Source organism: uncultured Altererythrobacter sp., assembly GCF_913057185.1.
Taxonomy (GTDB): Bacteria; Pseudomonadota; Alphaproteobacteria; order Sphingomonadales; family Sphingomonadaceae; genus Erythrobacter; species Erythrobacter rubellus.
The window spans coordinates 662,347-685,638 of sequence record NZ_CAJXNK010000001.1; the positions used below are offsets into that span (position 1 = coordinate 662,347).

Below are 23,292 nucleotides of genomic sequence, written 5' to 3' on the forward strand. Positions count from 1 at the left end.
TCGAGAAGGCCACTTACCCCTATGTCTGCACCCGCTCCGCACCGGATTGTCTTCGCCAATGAAAAAGGCGGGACGGGAAAGTCCACCACCGCGGTGCATATAGCGATTGCGCTGGCCTATCGCGGGGCGCGAGTGGTGGCGATAGATCTGGATCAGCGACAACGGACGATGGCGCGCTATCTGGAGAATCGGACTACCACCGCCGAACGACGCGGTATCAAACTGCCGACTGCGGAGTGCCGCGTATTCGAAGGTGATATCGAGGGGCTGGAGGCGCTCAGCCGAGAGCTTGGCGCGAATGCGGACTACATCGTCTATGATACACCAGGCCGCGATGACGAGCTTGCGCGGCATGCGGCAACCGAGGCAGACACGCTGGTTACACCCATGAATGACAGTTTTGTCGATTTCGATCTGATCGGCCAGGTCGAAGGCGAGACATTCAAGGTCAAGAAACTGTCATTCTATGCCGAGCTGATCTGGGAGGCGCGTATCAAGCGCAGCCGGGCGACGATTGACCAGCACCGCCGTGAAATGGACTGGGTAGTCGTGCGCAACCGCACAGGCCATGTCGAAGCCCGCAATATGGTGCGGATCGAACAGGCGCTGACAGAGCTGTCGAAGCGCGTTGGTTTTCGCGTGGCGCAGGGCCTTTCAGAGCGCGTGATCTATCGCGAGCTTTTCCCGTCGGGTCTGACACTGCTCGACAAGGGGCATTTAGGCGAGTTGGGCACCAGCCATCTGGTTGCCCGTCAAGAATTGCGCGAACTCGTGCGCTCGCTTGCCTTGCCCGAATTCATGCCGCCTCAGCCCAAGCTGGTGCTTGTCTGACCGATGATCCGCTTGCTGATCATCGCGCTGATCCTGTCGCTGGGCGTAAAGCTCGTTTTCGGGCGCTGGCCGTGGGAATATCTGCGTGGTCGAACAACCCGCCAGCAAGCTGTTTTTAAAGCGCGCAAACTGCTGGCGGTGCAATCGAACGCCAGCCACAAAGACATTATGGAGGCGCATAAGCGATTGATCGCTATGGTGCATCCGGACCGCGGCGGCACGAATGAACAAGTGCACGAAGCCAATGCGGCGCGCGATTTGTTGCTCGACGAGCTGTCTCAAGACGGATTGTCGCAAGAGTGACATCCGCACATCGCATCGACTACGGTGCGAGCGATAACATTACGAATACGGACCTTTTCCCATGAGCCATACTTTCGATTCCACTGTCCTGCGCGAATATGACATTCGCGGTATCATTGGGGAAACACTGGGCGCTGATGATGCGCGCGCGATCGGGCGCAGCTTTGGCAGCATGCTGCGTGAAGCAGGTGGGCGCAAAGTCGCAGTGGGGTATGACGGACGAGTCAGCTCGCCCATGCTCGAACATGCTTTGATCGAAGGATTGACAGCTAGCGGCTGTGACGTGGTCCGTATCGGCATGAGCGCAACCCCCATGCTCTATTACGCGGAGGCTTCACGCGAAGATGTGGACGGCGGCATTCAGATAACCGGCAGCCATAACCCCGCCAATTACAATGGCTTCAAGATGGTGTTTCAAGGTCGTCCATTTTTTGGCGCAGACATTCAGAAACTGGGTGACATCTCTGCCGAAGGCGCCTGGATCGATGGTACCGGCAGCGTTGAGGCGCATGATATCCTTGATGAGTATGTCAATCACATGCTTGAGGGGCTGGACGGCGTTGATGCCGCCACCCTTTCCGGCCTGAAGGTCGGATGGGATGCAGGGAACGGCGCAGCCGGCCCTGCGCTTGAGCTGCTCGCTGCGCGTCTGCCGGGAGAGCATCATCTGCTCTACACCGATGTCGACGGGAATTTTCCTAATCATCATCCTGACCCCACGGTTGAAGCCAATCTGGCTGACTTGAAGGCGCTCGTCGCTGAGAAGAAGCTCGAGTTTGGCATAGCTTTTGATGGCGACGGCGACCGGATCGGCGCGATTGACGGCCAAGGCCGAGTCATCTGGGGTGATCAGCTGCTGATGATTTATGCTGAAGATGTGCTCAAATCGCATCAAGGCGCGACTGTGATCGCTGATGTGAAGGCCAGCCGGGCACTGTTTGACCATGTTGAAAAATGCGGCGGCAAACCACTGATGTGGAAAACCGGCCACTCGCTGATTAAGTCCAAAATGAAAGAAACAGGCTCTCCGCTGGCTGGCGAAATGAGCGGACACGTATTTTTCGCGGACACCTATTACGGGTTTGATGACGCGCTTTACGCCGGGCTTCGCTTGATTGCGGCATCTGCGCGGCTGGGCAAATCGGTGACCGAGTTGCGCAGTGCAATGCCTGAAATGCTCAACACGCCGGAAATGCGTTTCCAGGTTGATGAAAGCCGCAAATTTGCTGCGATTGAGGAAGTCAGCGCCCGTTTGGCGGACAGCCCAGCGGAAGTGAACGCCACTGATGGTGTACGGGTCACGACGCAAGACGGTTGGTGGCTGCTACGTGCATCGAACACGCAGGATGTGCTGGTCGCGCGCGCGGAAAGCGATACTCAGGAAGGGCTTGAGCGTCTACTCGGACAGATTGATGAGCAACTGGCGCTATCTGGCCTTGAACGCGGGACAAGCGTGGGGCACTAAGACTATTGTGAGAGGTATCGCAGCTATGAAATTTTGGAAGAAAGCAATCTTGGCCTCCGCGCCCCTGGCACTGACGTTTGGCACGCCCGCCGCAGCGCAAGATGCCGAATCCGAAGAAGACGTCATGGCTATGATGGCTCAGATGTTTCCGGTTGAGCCGCTGACACCAGAGGAGGAAGCGCGACTGCCGATTAGCCAGGAAATCATCGACAAGATGATCCCGCCAGGCACTTTGGGCGAAATGATGGGCTCAATGTTCGACGGCATGATGGGGCCGATTATGGAGATGGCCTCGAAAGCCAGCTCTGGCGATGTGGCGAAATCGCTTGGCGTCAGTGCTTACGAATTGGACCTGAATGAAAAACAGCTGGCAGAAGTTGCGACGATCCTTGATCCGGTGCGGGAAGAGCGCAACGCGGCTATTGGCGCGGTAATGCCGGCAATCATGGGCCGCATGATGGATGCCATGGAACCAAGTATGCGCAAGGCCATGACGGAGGCCTATGCAATCACTTTTACCGATGCCGAACTCCAAGATATCAATGCCTTCTTCTCTACCGAGAGCGGCTTGAGCTACGCACGTAAGAGCTTCACTTTGGCAAGCGACCCGCGTGTTATCGGAGCGACGATGGAAGCCATGCCCGCGATGATGGAAGCGATGGCCAATATGGAAAGCGAAATGGAAGCAGCCACAGCTGACCTGCCACCTTTGCGAGCCTATGAAGAGCTTTCGCCGGGCGAGCTGTCGCGCATTTCCGAGCTGACGGGGCTTGGCCTTGAAGACATCAAGACGGGAATGATGGCGGCAAGTGAGGTTTCCGAATAGCCGCTATCCGCGCCATAGTGGGCAGATAATGTCCGCAAGCGATCCGCCCATTCAGGTTCCGCCTGAGATCACAGTCTGGTTCACCGGGCGCGGTTGGTGCGTGCGGCGGCATCAGGCGGAAATGCTCGCAGCTTCGGATGCGGGCAAGCACGCGCTGCTGGTGGCGGATACCGGTGCAGGCAAGACGCTGGCAGGGTTTCTGCCAACACTGGCGGATTTTGCGCCCTCCCGGTTTGCGGACAGCGCGCCGCATCAAGGCCTGCACACACTCTATGTCTCTCCGCTCAAGGCGCTGGCGCATGATGTCCAGCGCAATTTGCTGACACCAATTGAAGAAATCGGGCTGCCGATCCGGGTCGAGACGCGCAGCGGCGATACACCGTCTGATCGAAAGAAACGCCAGCGAGTGAAGCCGCCGCACGTACTGCTGACCACGCCCGAAAGCCTCTCGCTCTTGCTGTCCTATCCCGATAGTTTCGAGATGTTCGAAGGATTGAAGCGTGTAGTGGTGGACGAGGTCCACGCATTTGCGACCGGCAAGCGCGGCGATCTGCTCGTGCTCTCGCTAAGCCGGTTGCAGGCTATTGCACCCGATATGCAACGGGTTGCGTTGTCCGCGACAGTCGCTGACCCTGCTGGGATTTGCGGGTGGCTCGCTCCGTGGGGCGATGTTGACTCCATCCAGCTGGTCGAAGGCGAACAGGGCGCCGAACCCGAGGTCGATATCCTCTTGCCGTTCGAAGAGCGCGTGCCGTGGGGCGGGCATGCCGGGCGCTGGGCGATTCCTCAGCTCATGGAGGAGATTGGGCGCAACAAGACAACTCTCGTCTTCACCAATACGCGCTTTCTGGCCGAATTCATCTTCCAGTTGTTGTGGGATGTGAACGAAGACAATCTGCCGATCGGCATCCATCATGGCAGTCTTTCGGTCGAAGCGCGGCGCAAGGTCGAAGGCGCGATGGCGCGCGGCGAGCTGCGCGCGCTGGTGTGCACTGCCAGTCTCGATTTGGGTATCGACTGGGGGGATATCGACTGCGTAGTTCAGATGGGCGCGCCCAAGGGTTCCTCGCGACTGTTGCAGCGGATCGGCCGCGCCAATCACCGCTTGGACATGCCCAGCCGTGCGATCCTGGTGCCGGGCAACCGCTTCGAATTCCTCGAAGCAACCGCAGCGAAAGATGCGGTTGATGCGGGTCAACGCGATGGTGAGGAGTTCCGGCCCGGCGGGCTCGACGTGTTGGCGCAGCATGTGATGGCATGTGCCTGTGCGGGGGCTTTCCAAGAGGATGCGCTGCTTGGCGAAGTGCGCTCTACGCTCGCATACAGCTGGGTCACACCGGAAGATTGGCAGCGCGTACTCGGCTTTGTCGAGAATGGCGGCTACGCCTTGCGCGCTTATGACAAGTTCAAGCGGATCGTGCGCGACGAAACAGGCGTCTGGCGGCTGACCCATCCCGAGCATGCGCAGCGCCATCGCATGAATGCGGGCATCATTATCGACAGCGAGATGCTGACCGTGCGGTTCAAGAACGGGCGCAATCTAGGCCGCGTGGAGGAACGCTTTGCCGCCAAGCTATCTCCCGGTGACACTTTTTTCTTCGCTGGCCTCAGCCTGGAGGTCGAACAGCTCAAGGATATGGACGTGATCGTGCGCGCGGCGAAAAGAAGCGCGACGATCCCGAGCTATGGCGGGGCGCGTATGCCGCTAACCACGCATTTGTCGGCGCGCGTGCGGGAAATGCTGGTCGACCGCGCGGGCTGGGCGCGGTTCCCAGATGACGTGCGCGAATGGCTGGAAGTGCAGGACTGGCGCAGCGAGATGCCCGGGCCGGGCATGCTTTTGGTTGAAAGCTTCCCGCATCACAAGAAGCACTACAGCGTCTATTACACCTTCGAGGGCTGGAACGCGAACCAGAGCCTCGGCATGCTCATCACGCGGAGGATGGAGGATCGCGGGTTGCAACCGGGCGGCTTCGTCGCGAACGATTATTCGCTGGCGGTGTGGGGCCTTAAGCCAGTTGCCGATCCAGCACCGCTATTGTCGCCCGACATCCTCGAGCATGAATTTGTTGAATGGATTCAGGAATCGCATCTGCTGCGCCGCGCCTTTCGCGAGGTCGCGGTGATCAGTGGGCTGGTTGAGCGCCAGCATCCCGGAAAACGCAAGACCGGTAAACAAGTCACCTTCTCGACCGACCTGATCTATGACGTGCTGCGCAAGTATGAGCCTGACCATCTGCTGCTGGAAGCCGCGTGGGCCGATGCGCGCGAGCGGATGACCGATGTCGGGCGTCTGGGCGATCTGCTCGAACGGTCAGAGCGCGAATTGCGCCATGTCGAATTGGAGCGAGTGAGCCCGCTCGCAGTCCCGGTAATGACGATGATCGGCCGCGAAGCCGTGCCTCAAGGCGCGATCGACGAGGAACTTTTGCTGGAGGTGGAAACGCTGGCGGGAGAAGCTATGCGATTGGATGCCGATCGAGGTGAATAGCTGATAGGCTTGATCGGGCCCGGTCTATGCGGCCTTTTCGCGTACCAGAACGATATTGCCGTCTTCAATGAAGATCGACATTCTAGGCTCCACCCGTGCTTGCTCTGCGTCAAGGTGCAGTGAGATCGATTTCACGATCCGTCTCGTTAAGTGGATCAACTATGAGTGAATGAGAACGCGTTATCTTTGACCGAGAACAAATTTGGTGGAACGCATGCTGCCCTAGTTTAGACGCAGACTGGCATCAGGTGTCAACATCGTCTTGAGCCAACAAAAAAGGGGCGGATTGCTCCGCCCCTTGATAGTGTTTGGTTGTAGCTGACGTTTACTGTTGGCCGCCAGCGAAACTGCGATACTTCTCATTGCCGACGAAGCCGAACTTCGTCACGCCCGAGGCTTTGATGACGTTCAAAACGCGCGCTGAAAGCTCATAGCTTGCAAGCGCTTCGGGCTCGAACTGCAGTTCGGGTTCCGGATCGATCGTCAGCGATTGCTGAAGATTGGTTGCCAGCTCGCTCATGGTGATCGGCTGTGCATTCCACAAGATCTCGTTGGTCTGTGTGAGAACCAGCTTGTTCTTGATCGGATCAATCGGTGGTGGATTGTCATTCGGGCTCGGCTGCGGAAGGTCGATATCGACCGAGTGTGTAGCCACCGGAATGGTGATGATGAACATGATGAGAAGAACGAGCAAGACGTCGATCAACGGCGTCATGTTCATTTCCATCATTGGCGATCCATCGTCTTTACCGCCTGACATTGCCATAGGTGCGTACTCCTAAATTCTTGTTTCGGCGGATCAGATGCCCGGAGGAATCGGGTTCGAGATGAAGCCAACCGTTGGATAGCCCGAGGCCTGCACGTTGTAGATCGCGCCTGCGACACAACGCCATGGTGCGTTCACGTCACCACGGATGTGAACCTGCGGGATACGCTCTGGATCTTTCATGATCGCTTCGGGGCCGCCAGCAGCTGTCACAATCGCGTCAAGGCGAGCAAATGCCATGTCGTAAAGTTCTTCCGAACTCACCGGTGTGATGTTGTTGAAATACACCCGACATTTTCCGTTGCGCGATGCGCCTTCAAAGCCCGGTTCGCCTGCGCTTCGGCCGCCTGCATCGGTTGTGCTCACAGTCAGCAGCAGGTTCTCGACCTTATCCTTCGATTCGATCGATTCCAGAACCGGAATCTCGAGCTTCTCGATAGTCTGGATAGCCACCGGAACCGCGATGAGGAAGATGATCAGAAGCACCAGCATCACGTCCACCAATGGCGTGGTGTTGATGTCTGACATCGGGGTCTCTGCCCCACCGCTCATCGAAATAGCCATTGCTAATTCCTATTCGTAATTTTCGCCAAGGGTTGTTGTCGGCGGGAGCCAGCGGCCCCCGCCTAACATCAGGCGATTAGGCCTTCGGTGCAGTCTGTGCGCCACCAGCAGTTGTTGCTGGTTTCGCAGCAGCACGTGCCGGAGCCTTGACCGCAGGGCGAACCGCACCATTCGAGCTGATGTTAGCCAGTATGTCGGTCGAGAAGCTTGAGAGCGCTTCAGCGATGCGGCGGTTACGGCTCTGGAGCCAGTTGTATGCGAACACCGCAGGCACAGCCACGAACAGACCGATGGCGGTCATGATCAGCGCTTCACCAACCGGTCCAGCAACTTTGTCGATCGATGCCGAACCCGCGATACCGATGTTGATCAGCGCGCGGTAGATACCGATAACCGTACCGAGCAGGCCGACGAACGGTGCAGTCGCGCCAACCGTTGCGAGGAACGGAAGGCCGCCAGCCAGCTTTGCGTTGATGGCGTCTTCTGAACGCTGCAGCGAACCGTGCATCCAGTCATGTGCTTCAAGCTTGTCGGTCATCTTGCCGTGCTCGTCTTCTGCACGAAGAGCATCGTCGGCGACCTGGCGCCATGCGCTGTTCTTCTCAAGCTTGGTTGCGCCATCCTTGATCGAGCCGGCTTGCCAGAACTTGCCCTGCACGTCGCGCTTGTACTGCTTCATCACTTTGCTCTGCTCAAGCAACTTTGTGATGAGGATGTAGAATGAGCCAACGCTCATGATGATCATGATGGCAAGGATGAACCAGGCAACAGGGCCACCCTGTTCCATTGCTTCCATGAAACCGAAGCTGTTTTTGACGTCAGCTGCGTCTGCCGCTGCTAGAAGGTTGATAATCATAGCGAATAGTCCTTTTAATAATTGTCCCCGGAGGGCGCGGGCTCTCTCTGTTCTGCCCGACCCTTAGTTCAGTCGATAAACAATGCTGGTGTTGTACGATCCGGTCGTCGGATTGCCGGCTGCGTCAAGTGCGGGGTTAAAGCGCGCATAACGCTCCATTCCGCGACACGCCGCATCGTCGAGTACGCTAGAGCCGCTAGACCGCGACACACGACAGGATGCGACTCGCCCCTCCGGACTGACGACCACGCTTACGCCAACCGTACCTTCCACTTCCTCTCGCAAAGCGCGCGAGGGATAGTTTTCCTGGATGCGGGCAGCCCAACGCCCTTCACCGCGGGTGGTTGCTCCGCGAGCCTGTGAAGGCGGCGCGGGCGGTGCCGGTGGCGGTATGACCAATGCCGGCGGAGCAGGCGGCGGAATCGTCGGCTGGGTCCGGATTGGCGGCGGCGCCGGTGCGATATTGATCGGCGGTGGCGGAGCCACAGGCGGAGGTGGTGCCGTTTCTTGAGGTTCAGGCGGAGGCGGTTCATCCTCCGGCTCAGGCGGTGGCGGTTCCTCGATGTCGATGGTGGTCACTCGTTCGACCACATTCTTCACCGCTGAAACTGCCAAACCACTAATGAAAAGGTAACCGACGAAAACATGGATCAGGGCAACAATTACTATTGCCGTGATTCGGTTACCGCTCGTTTGTTGGTCAGCGTAGGCCATCCAGTCGCTTCTCTCCATTCACTTTGCCGAGGTTGGGCTCGACAATTTTTGCCCCGCAAACCAAATTTGTTTGCGAAGCGAAAACTCCAATTTTCTCCCTGACCGGGCTGCGCGCCGGCGACCCGGAAGTTTGCAGGTAGTCCCGCAAGGGAGCCTGCAAAGGAACAAAGCTTAACAACTCCCCAACTTAGCCAAGTCCTTAGCTTTTCGCTTTAACGGCCAAGCTTGTGCCGCGCAAACGCTTTATCGGTTAATTGCCGATTCACACGTAATTGTCTGCTATCTATAGAATGTTTGCAAGGGTGCTGTTGTGAGCATTCGAATATTCCCACATTGCTCGAAGCAATCTGACTTGAGACTGAAATTATGCTACAAATCAAAAACTTGACTCTCTTGGTCGCTAGCGCTTCCGCTCTGGTGGCGGTGCCCATTTCCGCTCAAGAACAGGGTGCTTCTGCTCTTCCGACCTATGCGGAATTTGTCGATCTGGCGGACAACGCCGAGCTGGTAGTGCGGGCCAAGATTCGCCGCGCAATCGCGCTCGAGCCAGAGCGCGCGCCTGATGTCGCGCTCGGATTCGCGCGACTTTATGTAGAGGCCGAGACTATGGCGCTCTTGTCCGGTTCGGCACCGTTGGGAGAGAGTTTGCGCTATCTGGTCGATGTACCGCTCGATTCGCGTGGCAAGGTGCCCAATCTAAAGAAGCAAGAGGTGCTTCTTTTCGCGCGCAGTGTGCCGGGCCGCCCGTCCGAGCTGCAATTGTCCGGCGATTCGGCGCAGCAATTCTATTCTCCAGAATTTGAAGCGCGCCTGCGCCCGGTTTTGACTGATCTGGCCGCACCCGATTCGCCTCCGGTGATAGTCGGGGTGCGCGATGCCTTGTCCGTGCCCGGAAATCTGACGGGCGAATCGGAGACGCAAATATTCCTGGAAACGGAGAATGGCGCGCCGGTCTCTGTTGCGATCCTGCGTCGCCCGGGCCGGCCGCCAACCTGGGGTGTGTCCTGGGGAGAAATCATCGACCAGTCCGCGCGGCCGCCCGAGCCCGAATCGCTCGAATGGTACCGTCTTGCCTGCGCCTTGCCCGCGCGGCTACCCGCTGAAGCCAATCTATCGAATGACAGCGCCGCCCGAACGCAGGCAGAACGCGACTATCAGCTGATGATGGGCGCTCTGGGGCCTTGCACCCGCAGTTAGGGCGAGCATGGCAAAGCTGGCCTAATCCACTGCCAAGACAAAGTGATCGCGAACCCTCTTCCCTATGGGCGGCACCTCGCGCTAGGGGCTGAAAGTGATGAGCCAAACTTTCAAACACATTTTTCGCGTGCGCTATGCCGAGGTTGATCCGCAATCGGTGGTCTTCAATTCGCGTTACCTAGAATATGCAGACATTCTGGTGACAGAGTACTTTCGTGATGCGCGCACTCGCGGCATGCCAGATGAGCTGGAATTCCATGTACGCCGCGCCGAAGTGGATTATCTTGCACCAATGCGAGTGGATGAATTGATCGAAGGGCGCATGACTGTGCCGAAGATCGGCAATTCCAGCATGGAACAGTTAATCACTCTGCACGGTGCAAAGGACGGTTCACTGCGCGCGGAAATCCGGCTGGTTGCGGTGATGGTTGATCTGGCCAGCGGCAAACCGCTGCGTATTCCAGATACAGTTCGCCGCTCCTTTGGCCACCCGGTTCAGGAGAGCGTGGATGGCTGATACATTACGCATCGGCCTGGCCGGGCTGGGCACGGTTGGTGTTGGCGTAATTCGCCTTCTGGAAACCAATCGGGACCTTTTGACCGCCCGCGCGGGCACGCAGTTGAAAGTAACCGCTGTCAGCGCGCAAAGCCGGACCAAGGATCGCGGCGTGGATCTGTCACCCTTTGCGTGGGTAGATGATCCCGTGGCTCTTGCAACGCGCGACGACGTGGATGTTGTGGTGGAGCTGATTGGCGGGTCCGATGGACCTGCCTTGGAACTGGCCAAAGCCGCGCTCGCCAATGGCAAGGCAGTGATTACCGCCAACAAAGCGATGATCGCGCACCACGGGCTGTCGCTGGCAACCAGTGCAGAGGCAAAAGACGTCGCGCTGAAATTCGAGGCGGCGGTCGCAGGCGGAATTCCGGTGATCAAGGGGTTGCGGGAAGGCACATCGGCCAACCAGCTCACCAGCATTTACGGAATTCTCAACGGCACCTGCAATTACATCCTGTCGACGATGGAAGACACCGGCGCGGACTTCGCCGATGTTCTGGCTGAGGCACAAGACAAGGGCTATGCAGAGGCAGACCCGACCTTCGACATCGAAGGGGTAGATGCCGCGCACAAGCTGGCGATTCTGGCGGCGATCGGTTTTGGCGCAGAGCTGGATTTTGATGCTGTGCGCGTGACAGGCATCACCCGCGTTGGCGCGGCAGATATTGCGCAGGCTGACACTCTTGGCTTTGTGATTCGCTTGATTGCGCAGGCCGATGTCGAACACACGCCAGGTGGGGATCGCCTGTTGCAGCGCGTGCGGCCTTGTCTGGTCTCGAAAGCGCACCCTCTTAGCGGTGTTGACGGGCCGACAAACGCGGTTGTCGCGGAAGGCAATTTTTCCGGCCGCCTGTTGTTTCAAGGTGCCGGCGCAGGCGAAGGCCCGACAGCCAGCGCCGTGGTCGCGGATGTAATCGATATCGCGCGTGATGAAGTGGGCGCGCCGTTCTCCATTCCCGTCGCCAACCTGTCGCCAATGCTGCCCGCCGAATCTGGCGAACGGACCGAGCGTACATATTTGCGGTTTACCGTAACAGACCGCCCCGGCGTGCTGGCAGGAATTACTGCAGCGATGCGCGACGCGGGTGTTTCGATTGAAAGCCTGATCCAGAAAGGTAGGGCGGATGATGGCGGCGGTGATGTGCTGGTCGCCATGGTCACCCATGAAGGGCCGGAACGCTGCGTGCGCGGCGCGATTGACCTGTTGGAAGGGTCGGACAGCCTTACTGCCCCCCCGCTGGTTCTTCCGATTCTGCCGGACTAGTTTCGTCGCGTTTCGACTCAAGCTCGGTCGGGATCCGGTCGCCGGTGTCATTGCCAATCGGCGGTAGCCCACGCGCAATTCTGTCCGCGTCTGATCCTGCCGGCGCCTCTGGCAAGGCCTCTATATCAATGATCAGAGCCGGCGGTGGAGGGCATGGAGGGATGATGCAGCCAGTAATTGTCACACCTGCCCCCATTAGCGCTTTAGGCCCAGTGATGCCTTCGCCCGCAACATCGGGCGTAGGAATGGGGGTCAGCGTATTGCGTTTGCCGAGCATAGCGATCACGCGCATCCTCACGGCTACCGCTGTAGTAGTTGGAATTGTCTTCCACGATCTCGCGGCAAACCACGATAGTGCGCGAGATTGTCGAGGCATCCTGTTCCTCCTCGCATTGCTCTATACGGCGCTGATCTGCCGGGCCGTCAGGCATTTCGACCAGCAGGTCGACCGTGTCTGTCCGCTCGATCGGTTCGATATCCATTGGCTGGCGAAGGGGGGGAGGCGGAGGCGTGTATTCAGGCGCAACTTCTTGTGCGACTGCCGGAGTTACATAGGCCCAAACTAGCAGCAATGGGGCGCTTTTCCCGGTCCACCATACGGGTCTGCTCGACAAGCGCCGCTCCTTCTGTTTAGGGCAATTCACCAACACACTCGAGGGACTGAATTTCACATGAACACCGACCTCCTTGCTCAAAAATCCTCTGACGGAAACGCGCTCGACCGCGTTCTGGTTCTGGAGATGGTGCGCGTAACCGAGGCTGCGGCCGTCGCGGCATCGCAATTGATTGGGCGCGGGGACGAGAAAGCGGCCGACGCTGCGGCGGTCGAAGCGATGCGGCGGGCGTTCGATACGCTTTATATGGATGGCACGGTGGTGATTGGTGAAGGGGAGCGTGACGAAGCACCCATGCTCTATATTGGAGAGAAAGTGGGCGGCGCGCCGGGCAAGGGGCCGAAGATCGATATCGCGCTTGATCCGCTGGAAGGCACAACCATCACAGCCAAGGCAGGCCCCAATGCGCTGGCCGTGCTCGCCGCGGCTGAAGAAGGCAATCTGCTGAACGCACCTGACACCTATATGGATAAAATCGCGGTTGGCCCTGGCTATCCGCCAGATGTGATCGATCTCGCCAAATCAGCGACCGAAAATGTGCAGTCTGTAGCGGCTGCCAAAGGGGTCGAACCTCGTGAGATTATCGTGTGCGTGCTGGATCGGCCGCGCCATGCAGACCTGATTGCGGAATTGCGCGGCATCGGTTGCGGGGTAGTGTTGATCGGTGATGGCGATGTTGCTGGCGTGATTGCAGTAACGGACGAAGACACCACAATCGATATGTATATGGGGCAAGGCGGCGCGCCTGAAGGTGTTCTCGCAGCCGCTGCACTGCGCTGTGTCGGTGGGCAATTCAATGGCCGACTGGTGTTCCGCAATGAAGATGAAAAGGCCCGCGCCCGCAAATGGGGCATTGAAGATTTGGACCGGATCTACAAGCTGGAAGATCTGGCTAAAGGCGACTGTATTTTCGCCGCGACCGGTGTGACCTCAGGCTCGCTTCTCGAAGGCGTGAAACGCAAGCGCGGCGGATTGATGACAACGCATAGCGTAGTGATGCGCGCCAGCTCTGGCACTGTACGCTGGATCAAAGGCGAACATCGGATTAAGTAAACACCAGCGCTGGGTAAAACCCATCACTTCACTCTGTTGCGTTTCTATGACTCTCCGCTAGGCCGGAGAAATCAGCTGCTTTCGGGGATTCGCTACTCATGAAGATTATGTCCGGCAATTCGAACTTGCCGCTTGCCCGGGCGATCGCCGCCTATCTGGAATTGCCGCTTACAGACGCGAGTGTTCGCCGCTTTGCCGATGAAGAGGTCTTCATCGAAATCAACGAGAATGTGCGCGGCGAAGATGTGTTTATCGTTCAGTCGACCAGCTTTCCAGCCAATGACAATCTGATGGAATTGCTGATCGGGATCGATGCCCTGCGTCGTGCATCGGCACGCCGGATCACCGCTGTAATCCCCTATTTCGGCTATGCCCGTCAGGACCGGAAGCCCGGCCCGCGAACGCCAATCTCTGCCAAGCTTGTTGCCAATCTGATCACCGAAGCCGGCGCAGACCGCGTGCTGGCGGTGGACCTTCACGCCGGGCAGATCCAGGGCTTTTTCGATATTCCAACAGACAATCTTTATGCCGCGCCGACCATGGCGGCCGATATCCAGGCACGCTATGGCGACCAGGATCTAATGGTGGTCAGCCCCGATGTTGGCGGTGTGGTGCGCGCGCGCGCGCTGGCCAAGCGGCTCGACAACGCCCCGCTCGCGATCGTTGACAAACGCCGCGACCGTCCCGGCGAAAGTGAGGTCATGAACATCATCGGTGATGTGAAGGGGCGCCACTGCGTTTTGATCGATGACATCGTGGATTCGGGCGGCACGCTGTGCAATGCGGCACAGGCCTTGCTCGATCAGGGCGCAAACAGCGTGGCTGCCTATATCACGCATGGCGTGCTGTCGGGCGGAGCTGTTGCGCGCGTCAACGGCTCTGCGCTCAAAGAACTGGTCATCACGGACACAATCCGCCCAACCGAAGCGGCAGAGGCATCCGATCGCATTCGCGTGCTGACAATCGCGCCGCTGATTGGTGAGGCTGTGCGCCGGATCGCTGACGAAAGCTCCGTCAGCTCGTTGTTCGACTAAGCCGGATTTTGCTCCAGATCGGCCAGCCAGGGCCGGTGTTCACCGGGTCTCAACCGCTTGAGCTCTTCTAGCCGGCGGGCTTGGCGTTGCTCCAGAGTTATGGTCAGGAGCGGGCGTGGTTGCGCACGGAATTTATGCGGCGTCACGCCAAAGAATGACGTGAAGTCACGGATGAAGTGCGATTGGTCAAAGTAACGCAGCGCAATCTCTTCCGCTTCCGAAGAATCTGCCACGCCGATAAGATTTGCGGCAATGTCCAGAGCGCGCGCGCCGCAGAACTTGTTTGGGGGTTTGGCCATAGGCCTTCTTCACTAGCCGCTCGAGCCGTCGGCGCTCTACCGCATGATCGCTGGCGAAATCTGCAAGATTAAGATTGGGATCAGCGAACGCTGCCTTGTCGAAAGCTTCGATGATCGGATCAGGCATTTTGGCACCGGCCCTTTCGATCAGTTGTACCAGCAGCTTTTCCGCCACGCGCAACCGCCGTTCCGGCGCTCCATCAGGATCGAAACATTCATTTCATCAACTGTTCGCTGGTGCCCCACGTGTGATCTCCGAAGATATCATCGTAATAGATGATCCGGTCCAGCGTGTCGGCCACGTCAGGTCCTTTGAGCATGCTGACCGCGCCAGGCTTCAGAGCAACGCCTAAAGTCGCAAAGCCACCGCGAATCCGTAAGGGCATCAGTCTTGATTGTGGGCCAAAGAATGCCGCCGCGCGTTCATAGGCTCACACACCATGGCGTGTTTTTGCGGTCCATCTTCCGCGGAATAACATGCGCAGTATCGGTGTATCCGCGCATAGCCCGCAGTCGATCAAATGATCATCGGGCGCATCCACGTCGACAGCGAAGATCCGCGCCACCCATGGTGTCAGCTCGTCGCATGGCGCGCGATTTAGTGACAGCGGTTCCCCCACTTCCGTCATCCCAAATCGTGAACGCATTGCTGTATCATCGCTGCGGCGATTGTTATCAGCTGTCATTGCTTTAACGGTATCCCCGGTTTGGACTTTACTCCAATGTGCGACCCGGTTGCACGGTCTTCTATCGAGTTTTAAAGGGTTTGTCATGAAGTCGTCTGATATTGCGCTTGCTGCCCGTTTGGCTGATGCGGCTGGCGCAGCGATCCGTCCGCTTTTTCGCGGCGATTGGAATGAAGAAACGAAGGATGATCACACTGCCGTGACAGAGGCGGATCGGGCAGCCGAAGCGGCCATGCGCGCGATCATCGAAGCGGAACTGCCCGATGATGGGATCATTGGCGAAGAATACGGCACGCGCAATGAAGGTGCAGGCAGGCAATGGGTGCTTGACCCGATTGACGGCACGCAAAGCTTTGTCGCTGGTCGCCCGATCTTCGGTACGCTGATCGCGTTGATGCAGGACGGCTGGCCGGTTTTGGGGGTTATTGATCAGCCGATCCTTGGCGAACGCTGGGTCGGTGTGGTCGGTCAGGGCACTACTCTAAATGGCAAGCCTGCAACAACGCGCCGCTGCCGGTCATTGGAAGGGGCACGTGTCGCCACCACCAGCCCGCATGCCTTCGCGGAAGAAGAGGTCGATGCTTATCTGCGCGTCGTTGCCAAGGCATATCCTAAACACCCGTTCCCGGTTTATGGCGGTGATTGCTACAATTACGGCCTGCTCGCCTCGGGGCATTTGGATATCGTGATCGAAAGCGGGCTGAAGCTTCATGATTATGCCGCGCTGGTTCCCATCGTTGAGGGCGCAAGCGGACAGATGAGCGATTGGCAAGGCAATCCGCTTGATGCCGATAGTGACGGTTCAGTGCTGGCGCTGGGCGAACCCGCACGGCTGGAGGAAGTGCTGGAAGCGTTGGGCGGCGGGTAGCCTAATCGGTTGCACGCTGGCCACTATAGAATCACGTGCGCTCATGTGGGCGCTTTGCCTGCCAGACTCTCCTTGCATTACCTGCGAGAATCGCTATTGCGCTCGCCTTCACTGACACGTGAATCATCTGCCGGTCTGGCCGTTAGGGCTGCCAGGGCTGGTTGGACGTGTCCCGGAAACGATATCGAACGATATCTGATTAGGAGATAAAAATGCCCAAGCTGAAGACCAAAAGCGGTGTGAAGAAACGCTTCAAAATCACCGCCACTGGCAAGATCAAACACGGCGTCGCGGGTAAGCGCCACCGTCTGATCAGCCACAATGCGAAGTATATCCGCCAGAACCGCGGCACGTCTGTCCTGTCGGAAGCCGACACGAAGACAGTCAAGAAATGGGCCCCTTACGGGCTCGATTGAGCGCGCTGGTTTTAAGGAGAATTTGAAATGCCTCGCATTAAACGCGGCGTAACCACACGCCAGAAACACAAGCGCCTACTCGATCAAGCCAAGGGCTATCGCGGTCGTCGCAAGAACACCATCCGCATTGCACGCCAGGCCGTCGAAAAGGCTGGCCAATATGCATATCGCGACCGCAAGATCAAAAAGCGTAACTTCCGCGCTTTGTGGATCCAGCGCATCAACGCGGCTGTCCGCGCTGAAGGCCTCACATATTCGCAGTTCATGCACGGCGTTAAGCTGGCTGGCATCGAGCTGGACCGCAAGGCTATGGCGGATCTCGCTATGAACGAAGCAGCGGCGTTCAAAACTGTGATCGCTCAGGCGAAATCAGCGCTTCCTGCTTAAACAGCGGATAAGCTAGCTAATTTGAGGGCGCTGGAAGGTAACTTCCGGCGCCTTTCCATTTGTAAGTTTGCGACACTTGCGCCAAACAGCGACGCATGGTGGGGTCGCAAAAGAATCTAGGGCGCTCGCCCTAGCATGAGATGCCCGAATATAAAGTGCGAAGTCGATTCTTCGCGCCGCCGCCTGAATTCGACGGGTGCTTCACCAGCTTCTACCATCTGGACCTGACAGTCGAAGTCGGTGGCACAATCTGTGATCACTTGCAGCCCGAGTGGGCTGGCATCCGCTTCATGGCAGGTTCTCGGCCCTTGGCGCAACTAGGCGAGACATCTGTCGAACGCCCACGCTTTGCCGCGAGCGGCCCCAGTTCCTTGCCCACCTATTTCGAGATCGGCTCCACCCGGCTGTGGGGCGTTGGATTCATGCCGCTTGGCTGGTGCAGATTTATCGATGTCGAAGCGAAGATCCTTGCGAACCAAACATGTGACGGAGAACGGCACCCGGCCTTTGCGAAGTTTGCGCCGCTGGCGGATATCTTGTGTGATCCGGAGATAGACGATCAGGCGCAATTCGAAGCTATCTGTGACACTATGCGTGGATTGATGCAGCCAACCCGCAATGACGAGAAAATCAGGCGCGTACACCGCGCGTTGGTGGACGAAAATCTCAGCAGCGTGTCGGAGTTTGCGAAGGAAGCCGGGCTCAGCACCCGCAGCCTGGAGCGGATTTGCAGCCGCTATTTCGGCTTTGCACCCAAGCTGCTGATGCGGCGTCAGCGCTTTATGCGTAGCCTCACCACATTCATGCTGCGTGAGGGCAGCAAGTGGACGGATGCGATGGACGAGCACTACCACTATCAGGCACAATTAACGCGCGAGTTTCAGACCTTCATGGGTATGTCACCCAGCGCCTATGCTTCGAAGGAACACCCGATCCTGACCGCATTTGTCGAAGCGCGCGCGCGGATTTGGGGTCCGCCGGCGCAAACATTGGACAAACCCGCCTGATTGCGCTTTGCGTTGAAGCCCATTTCCCGCTAGCGGAGCGCCCTTCAACCGCGAAGAATTAGCAATGACAGATTTGACACAACAGAAAGAGGCAGCGCTGGCTGCCGTTTATGGGGCGGAAACGCTGGATGCGCTCGAAGAGCAACGCGTAGCTGCGCTCGGAAAGAAGGGCTGGGTTAGTGCAGCGTTGAAGACGCTCGGCCAGATGGCACCGGACAAGCGTTCCGCTGCCGCGCCAGCTATTCAGGCTGTGCGTGGCGAGATTGCCGACGCAATATCAGCGAAGAAGGACGCGCTCGAGAGCGCTGCGCTCGAAGCGCAGCTCGCCAGCGAGAAGCTCGACCTGACGCTACCTGCACCCGATGCACCGAATGGCTCGGTCCATCCGGTCAGCCAGGTGATGGACGAGCTGGCGGAGATTTTCGCGGACATGGGTTTTGCGGTGGCAACCGGGCCCGAGATCGAAGACGACTGGCACAATTTCACTGCGCTCAATATGGATGAAAGCCATCCTGCGCGCGCTATGCATGACACCTTCTATTTCCAGGACAAAGATGTGGAGGGCAATTCCATGCTGCTGCGCACGCATACTTCGCCTGTCCAAATTCGCAGTATGAAAGAACAAGGTGCGCCGATCCGCATCATCGCGCCGGGCCGTGTCTACCGCTCCGACAGCGATGCCACGCACACACCGATGTTTCACCAGGTCGAAGGTCTGGTGATCGATCGTGACATTCACTTGGGGCATCTCAAGTGGACGCTTGAAACCTTTTTAAAGGCATTTTTCGAACGCGACGACATCGTGTTGCGCCTGCGCCCCAGCTACTTCCCGTTCACTGAACCGAGCGTCGAGGTGGATGTTGGTTATTCGAAAGAGAGCGGCCGCTGGGTTGTCGGCGGCAATGGCGATAATGACGGGCATGACTGGATGGAGCTGCTGGGCAGCGGCATGGTCAACCGCCGCGTGATCGAGATGGCAGGGCTTGATGCGGACCAGTGGCAGGGCTTTGCCTTTGGCGTCGGGGTCGACCGTCTGGCTATGCTCAAATACGGCATGACCGATCTGCGCGCTTTCTTCGACGGCGATGTCCGCTGGTTGCAGCATTATGGGTTCAGCCCGTTTGACCAGCCGACGCTGTCGGCAGGTGTAGGAGCGAAAGCATGATGTTCTCGCTCACTTGGCTGAAAGATCACCTCAATACCGAAGCTTCGGTGAAGGAGATCGTCGATACGCTCAACGCCATCGGCTTGGAAGTGGAAGGGGTGGAAGATCCCGCCGTTCGGCTGGCAGGCTTCACTGTTGCCAAAGTGCTGACGGCTGAGAAGCATCCTGATGCCGACAAGCTTCAGGTGCTGACTGTCGACACTGGGTCGGGAGATCCGCTTCAGGTAGTGTGCGGTGCGCCGAATGCGCGTGCTGGCATGAAGGGCGTGCTGGGGCAGCCCGGTGCGATCGTCCCGTCAAACGGCATGGAATTGCGCAAGAGTGCGATCCGCGGTGTCGAATCAAACGGCATGATGTGCTCTGTGCGCGAGCTGGAGCTGGGCGACGAGCATGACGGTATCATCGAACTGCCTGAAAACGCGCCGGTGGGTCAGAGCTTTGCCGATTATCACGGCACCTCGCCAATCATTGACGTTGCCATCACGCCCAACCGCCCCGATTGCATGGGCGTTTACGGGATTGCGCGCGATCTGGCGGCGGCCGGGCTTGGGACGCTGAAGCCCATCGCAATGCCGGAGTTCGAAACGTCCGGTGCTTGCCCGGTTGAAATCCGCACCGACGACACTGAAGGTTGTCCGGCGTTTTATGGCCGCGTGATCACAGGCGTGAAAAACGGGCCTTCACCAGACTGGCTGCAGCAACGGCTGACTAGTGCGGGCCAACGTCCGATTTCGCTGCTGGTCGACCTGACCAACTATCTCATGCTGGCATATGGCCGTCCGGCGCACGCCTATGATCTGGCCAAGCTGACAGGCGCAGTAGTCGCACGCCGGGCAAAGAATGGCGAGCAAGTGCTGGCGCTCAATGAGAAGACCTACACGCTCGACGACAGCATGACCGTGATTGCTGACGATGCAGGTGTGCATGACGTCGCAGGCATCATGGGTGGCGAAGACTCTGGCTGCTCGGACCACACGACAGACGTGCTGCTGGAGATTGCCTATTTCGATCCGGCGCGCATCGGCGTGACGGGCCGCAAGCTTGGCTTGGCGTCTGATGCGCGCACGCGCTTCGAACGCGGTGTCGATCCGACGTTTCTTGATTACGGCCTGGACCTGCTGACCGGTTTGATCGTTGAATTGGCTGGCGGAACCGCGAGCGAGAAAGTGCACGCAGGCGTACCTCCAAGCGAGCCGAAAGTCATTGCGTTCGATACCGGCCTGACCGCGCGTCTGGGCGGCATTAACGTGCCGGTCGAAGAACAGAAGCGCATTCTGGAGAGCCTCGATTTCGCAATCGATGGAGACTGGAACGTGACCTGTCCGCTCCGCCGCCACGATATCGAAGGGCCGGCGGACTTGGTGGAAGAAGTTGTGCGTATCCACGGCCTCGACAAGGTAGAAAGCGTTGCTCTGCCGCGGGCAGATGGCGTTGCCAAACCTACCGCAACCGCAGTGCAGTTGACCGAACGCAGGCTACGCCGTGCCGCGGCTGCTAGCGGGCTCAACGAAGCGATCACATGGTCATTCATTTCGGAAGATCAGGCAGAAAGCGTTGGCGGCGGTAAATGGGTACTCGACAACCCGATCAGCGAAGACATGAAGGTCATGCGGCCGTCCTTGCTGCCTGGCTTGCTGTCAGCAGTTCAGCGCAATCTCGATCGCGGCGCTTCAAGCATACGCCTGTTCGAAATTGGGCGGCGCTATCTTGAGGATGGCGAACACCCGACACTGGTTTGCGTGCTGGCGGGTGACAAGGAGCGTCGCGGTTGGGCTTCAGGCAAGGCAACCACCTTTGATGCTTATGACGCGAAGGCTATCTGCCTCGAACTGCTTGAGGCGGCTGGCGCACCGGTCAGCAATCTGATGGTCATGGGTGAGGCAGGCGATGCTTATCATCCCGGTCAATCCGCCACCTTGCGTTTGGGGCCAAAGAACGTGATTGCAGGCTTCGGCATGATCCATCCGTCTATGCTCAAGGCCTATGACATTGACGTGCCCGTGGCAGCAATGGGTATCCATCTGGATGCTATCCCTGCGAAGAAGAATGCCAGCTTCGCTCGTTCGTCTTTTGCGCCACCTGCCTTGCAGGCTGTGACGCGTGACTTCGCATTCCTTGTTCCGACAGAGCTCGCCGCAAGTGATCTGGTGCGCGCGGTTAAAGGCGCGGACAAGATAAACATCGTCGATGCGCGTGTATTCGATGTTTTTGCTGGGCAAGGTGTGCCCGAAGGCAAGAAATCGGTCGCGGTTGAAGTTACACTTCAGCCGACCGAGAAAAGCTATAAGGACGCGGACCTCAAGGCGATTTCGGATGCAGTCGTGGCATCCGCCGCGAAGCAGGGAGCGGAGCTCCGCGGATAAGTCCCGCGCTGCCTATGACTATGTCCAATCGCCGCACATTCGCGATCATTTCGCACCCTGACGCCGGTAAGACCACGCTCACGGAAAAGCTGCTTTTACAAGGTGGTGCGATCCATCTGGCGGGCGAAGTCAAGGCGCGTGGACAGGCGCGGCGGGCTCGCTCAGACTGGATGAAGATCGAGCAGCAACGCGGCATTTCCGTCACTTCCTCGGTCATGACCTTCGAGAAGGAATTCGATGGTGAGACCATCACCTTCAACCTGCTTGATACACCGGGACACGAAGACTTCTCGGAAGATACCTATCGGACGCTGACCGCCGTCGATAGCGCAATCATGGTGATCGATGCCGCGAAGGGTATCGAGCCACAGACTCGAAAACTGTTCGAGGTCTGCCGCCTTCGGAGCGTTCCGATCATCACCTTCGTCAACAAGGTCGACCGTGAAGGCCGTCCGGTTTTCGAGCTGCTCGACGAAATCGCGGATATGCTTGCGCTTGATGTGTCACCGCAAATGTATCCGGTGGGAATGGGTGGCCAGTTCGAAGGCATCCTCGACTTCGCCACTGGTACAGTGGCGCGGCCCGAAGGCCCTTCCAAGGAATTTCACGGCAAGCGTGACGAGAATGCTCAGCTGCCCGAAGAGGTTGCAGAAAATGCCGAGCTCGCACAGATCGGTTATCCTGAATTTGATCTTGAGGCGTATCGCAATGGCGACCTAACCCCGGTCTACTTCGGATCGGCGCTGAAGAATTTTGGGGTCGAGGAGCTGATCGACGCGATTGCGAAGTTCGCGCCGCCCCCTCGCCCTCAGCCGGCTGGAGAAGAGCAGATTCCGCCATCGCGCGATGAAGTCACCGGCTTCATCTTCAAGGTCCAGGCGAATATGGACCCCAACCATCGTGACCGTATTGCCTTCATGCGGCAGGTTTCCGGCACGTTCAAACGTGGGATGAAGCTGACCCCCTCGGGACTGGGCAAGCCCATCGCTGTGCATTCGCCGATCCTTTTTTTCGCACAGGATCGCGAAATCGCCGACACGGCGGAAGCGGGTGACATTATTGGGATTCCCAACCACGGCACTTTGCGTGTCGGTGACACGTTGAGCGAGAAGAACACAATCCGCTTTACCGGACTGCCCAACTTTGCGCCGGAAATCCTGCGTCGGGTGCAATTGAAGGATCCGACTAAGACCAAACAGCTGCGCAAGGCGCTCGACGATCTTTCCGAGGAAGGGGTAATCCAGGTCTTTTACCCGGAGATCGGTGCGCAGCATATTGTCGGCGTGGTTGGTCAGCTGCAGCTCGAAGTGCTGGTTTCGCGGCTGTCGGCCGAATATAAAGTCGAAGCCGGGCTCGAAGCCTCACCCTTTGCCACTGCACGTTGGGTCAAGGGGCCAGCAGCCGCGATTAAGCAGTTTGAGGATTTCAATCGCGCCAATCTGGCAAAGGACCGCGATGGTGATCTGGTGTTCATGGCGAAAAGCCCGTGGGACGTGAACTACCAGGCAGAAAACAATCCCGAGCTGACCTTTTCGGCGACGAAGGAACGTTAGAGGCGAGGCTGGGC

Annotated in this window: 25 protein-coding genes; 17 read left to right on the forward strand and 8 right to left on the reverse strand. The window is 58.2% G+C overall.

Annotated elements, in window-relative coordinates; translation table 11 throughout:
- The first annotated feature begins 21 nt into the window (after nucleotides 1–21).
- The 5 genes from QZ487_RS03290 to QZ487_RS03310 all read left to right on the forward strand — a co-directional run bounded on the left by QZ487_RS03290 (nucleotide 22) and on the right by QZ487_RS03310 (nucleotide 5,916).
- Nucleotides 22–831: a division plane positioning ATPase MipZ gene (locus QZ487_RS03290; RefSeq protein ID WP_285976363.1), complete on the forward strand. Its 810-nt coding sequence runs from the start codon at nucleotides 22–24 to the stop codon at nucleotides 829–831.
- Between the two features lie 3 nt (nucleotides 832–834).
- The gene (locus QZ487_RS03295) at nucleotides 835–1,134 is read left to right on the forward strand and encodes a molecular chaperone DnaJ (protein ID WP_285976364.1); all 300 of its coding nucleotides are present in this window, start codon (nucleotides 835–837) and stop codon (nucleotides 1,132–1,134) included.
- A 61-nt stretch (nucleotides 1,135–1,195) separates the two neighbouring features.
- Nucleotides 1,196–2,599, forward strand: coding sequence for a phosphoglucomutase/phosphomannomutase PgmG (pgmG, locus tag QZ487_RS03300; protein ID WP_296023303.1), 1,404 nt, complete (start codon nucleotides 1,196–1,198; stop codon nucleotides 2,597–2,599).
- A 49-nt stretch (nucleotides 2,600–2,648) separates the two neighbouring features.
- Nucleotides 2,649–3,425 carry a DUF2059 domain-containing protein gene (locus tag QZ487_RS03305; RefSeq protein WP_285976366.1) on the forward strand — a complete coding sequence of 259 codons (777 nt, stop codon included), beginning with the start codon at nucleotides 2,649–2,651 and terminating at the stop codon, nucleotides 3,423–3,425.
- Between the two features lie 28 nt (nucleotides 3,426–3,453).
- Nucleotides 3,454–5,916, forward strand: coding sequence for a ligase-associated DNA damage response DEXH box helicase (locus tag QZ487_RS03310; RefSeq protein WP_296023304.1), 2,463 nt, complete (start codon nucleotides 3,454–3,456; stop codon nucleotides 5,914–5,916).
- Between the two features lie 325 nt (nucleotides 5,917–6,241).
- Here the strand turns inward: QZ487_RS03310 and QZ487_RS03315 are convergent, their stop codons facing one another.
- From QZ487_RS03315 to QZ487_RS03330, 4 genes are all read right to left on the reverse strand, one after another.
- The gene (locus tag QZ487_RS03315; RefSeq protein WP_285976368.1) at nucleotides 6,242–6,682 is read right to left on the reverse strand and encodes a biopolymer transporter ExbD; all 441 of its coding nucleotides are present in this window, start codon (nucleotides 6,680–6,682) and stop codon (nucleotides 6,242–6,244) included.
- Nucleotides 6,683–6,715: 33 nt separating this feature from the next.
- Nucleotides 6,716–7,246: a biopolymer transporter ExbD gene (locus tag QZ487_RS03320; RefSeq protein WP_285976369.1), complete on the reverse strand. Its 531-nt coding sequence runs from the start codon at nucleotides 7,244–7,246 to the stop codon at nucleotides 6,716–6,718.
- Between the two features lie 76 nt (nucleotides 7,247–7,322).
- The gene (locus QZ487_RS03325; RefSeq protein ID WP_285976370.1) at nucleotides 7,323–8,102 is read right to left on the reverse strand and encodes a MotA/TolQ/ExbB proton channel family protein; all 780 of its coding nucleotides are present in this window, start codon (nucleotides 8,100–8,102) and stop codon (nucleotides 7,323–7,325) included.
- Nucleotides 8,103–8,165: 63 nt separating this feature from the next.
- Complete coding sequence (locus tag QZ487_RS03330) at nucleotides 8,166–8,816, reverse strand: TonB family protein (protein WP_285976371.1); 651 nt, start codon at nucleotides 8,814–8,816, stop codon at nucleotides 8,166–8,168.
- A 423-nt stretch (nucleotides 8,817–9,239) separates the two neighbouring features.
- Between QZ487_RS03330 and QZ487_RS03335 the strand changes: the two genes are divergently transcribed.
- From QZ487_RS03335 to QZ487_RS03345, 3 genes are all read left to right on the forward strand, one after another.
- Nucleotides 9,240–10,013 (forward strand): hypothetical protein, encoded by a 774-nt coding sequence (locus tag QZ487_RS03335; RefSeq protein ID WP_296023306.1) that lies wholly within the window; start codon nucleotides 9,240–9,242, stop codon nucleotides 10,011–10,013.
- Between the two features lie 97 nt (nucleotides 10,014–10,110).
- Nucleotides 10,111–10,530, forward strand: a complete 420-nt coding sequence (locus QZ487_RS03340) for a thioesterase family protein (protein ID WP_296023308.1) — start codon at nucleotides 10,111–10,113, stop codon at nucleotides 10,528–10,530.
- The gene (locus QZ487_RS03345; RefSeq protein ID WP_296023309.1) at nucleotides 10,523–11,833 is read left to right on the forward strand and encodes a homoserine dehydrogenase; all 1,311 of its coding nucleotides are present in this window, start codon (nucleotides 10,523–10,525) and stop codon (nucleotides 11,831–11,833) included. Before QZ487_RS03340 ends, QZ487_RS03345 begins: the two co-directional genes overlap by 8 nt.
- Before the next feature lie 203 nt (nucleotides 11,834–12,036).
- Here the strand turns inward: QZ487_RS03345 and QZ487_RS03350 are convergent, their stop codons facing one another.
- On the reverse strand, nucleotides 12,037–12,447 hold the full coding sequence (locus QZ487_RS03350) for a hypothetical protein (RefSeq protein WP_296023310.1): 411 nt from the start codon (nucleotides 12,445–12,447) through the stop codon (nucleotides 12,037–12,039).
- Between the two features lie 57 nt (nucleotides 12,448–12,504).
- Here QZ487_RS03350 and glpX point away from each other — a divergent pair, with 57 nt between their 5' ends.
- Together glpX and QZ487_RS03360 are read left to right on the forward strand one after the other, a co-directional pair.
- Complete coding sequence (glpX, locus tag QZ487_RS03355) at nucleotides 12,505–13,500, forward strand: class II fructose-bisphosphatase (RefSeq protein WP_296023312.1); 996 nt, start codon at nucleotides 12,505–12,507, stop codon at nucleotides 13,498–13,500.
- A 98-nt stretch (nucleotides 13,501–13,598) separates the two neighbouring features.
- A complete protein-coding gene (locus QZ487_RS03360; protein ID WP_285976377.1) occupies nucleotides 13,599–14,534 on the forward strand; it encodes a ribose-phosphate pyrophosphokinase in 936 nt (311 codons plus the stop codon).
- On the opposite strand, the gene QZ487_RS03365 is transcribed toward QZ487_RS03360, so the two are convergent.
- From QZ487_RS03365 to QZ487_RS03375, 3 genes are all read right to left on the reverse strand, one after another.
- Nucleotides 14,531–14,833: a hypothetical protein gene (locus tag QZ487_RS03365; RefSeq protein WP_285976378.1), complete on the reverse strand. Its 303-nt coding sequence runs from the start codon at nucleotides 14,831–14,833 to the stop codon at nucleotides 14,531–14,533. The two genes, QZ487_RS03360 and QZ487_RS03365, sit on opposite strands and share 4 nt — an antisense overlap.
- A 215-nt stretch (nucleotides 14,834–15,048) precedes the next feature.
- Complete coding sequence (locus tag QZ487_RS03370) at nucleotides 15,049–15,219, reverse strand: hypothetical protein (RefSeq protein ID WP_296023313.1); 171 nt, start codon at nucleotides 15,217–15,219, stop codon at nucleotides 15,049–15,051.
- Between the two features lie 45 nt (nucleotides 15,220–15,264).
- The gene (locus tag QZ487_RS03375) at nucleotides 15,265–15,519 is read right to left on the reverse strand and encodes a hypothetical protein (protein WP_296023314.1); all 255 of its coding nucleotides are present in this window, start codon (nucleotides 15,517–15,519) and stop codon (nucleotides 15,265–15,267) included.
- Between the two features lie 85 nt (nucleotides 15,520–15,604).
- Here QZ487_RS03375 and hisN point away from each other — a divergent pair, with 85 nt between their 5' ends.
- From hisN to QZ487_RS03410, 7 genes are all read left to right on the forward strand, one after another.
- Nucleotides 15,605–16,387 (forward strand): histidinol-phosphatase, encoded by a 783-nt coding sequence (hisN, locus tag QZ487_RS03380; RefSeq protein WP_296023316.1) that lies wholly within the window; start codon nucleotides 15,605–15,607, stop codon nucleotides 16,385–16,387.
- Between the two features lie 212 nt (nucleotides 16,388–16,599).
- On the forward strand, nucleotides 16,600–16,803 hold the full coding sequence (gene rpmI, locus QZ487_RS03385) for a 50S ribosomal protein L35 (protein ID WP_160727701.1): 204 nt from the start codon (nucleotides 16,600–16,602) through the stop codon (nucleotides 16,801–16,803).
- 27 nt (nucleotides 16,804–16,830) lie between these two features.
- A complete protein-coding gene (gene rplT, locus QZ487_RS03390; RefSeq protein WP_285976382.1) occupies nucleotides 16,831–17,190 on the forward strand; it encodes a 50S ribosomal protein L20 in 360 nt (119 codons plus the stop codon).
- 140 nt (nucleotides 17,191–17,330) lie between these two features.
- On the forward strand, nucleotides 17,331–18,197 hold the full coding sequence (locus QZ487_RS03395; protein WP_296023318.1) for an AraC family transcriptional regulator: 867 nt from the start codon (nucleotides 17,331–17,333) through the stop codon (nucleotides 18,195–18,197).
- Nucleotides 18,198–18,261: 64 nt separating this feature from the next.
- Nucleotides 18,262–19,362, forward strand: a complete 1,101-nt coding sequence (gene pheS / locus QZ487_RS03400; protein ID WP_296023319.1) for a phenylalanine--tRNA ligase subunit alpha — start codon at nucleotides 18,262–18,264, stop codon at nucleotides 19,360–19,362.
- Complete coding sequence (pheT, locus tag QZ487_RS03405; RefSeq protein WP_296023321.1) at nucleotides 19,359–21,725, forward strand: phenylalanine--tRNA ligase subunit beta; 2,367 nt, start codon at nucleotides 19,359–19,361, stop codon at nucleotides 21,723–21,725. The genes pheS and pheT overlap by 4 nt, the downstream gene beginning before the upstream one ends.
- Nucleotides 21,726–21,739: 14 nt before the next feature.
- Nucleotides 21,740–23,278: a peptide chain release factor 3 gene (locus tag QZ487_RS03410; RefSeq protein WP_285976386.1), complete on the forward strand. Its 1,539-nt coding sequence runs from the start codon at nucleotides 21,740–21,742 to the stop codon at nucleotides 23,276–23,278.
- Nucleotides 23,279–23,292 lie beyond the last annotated feature (14 nt).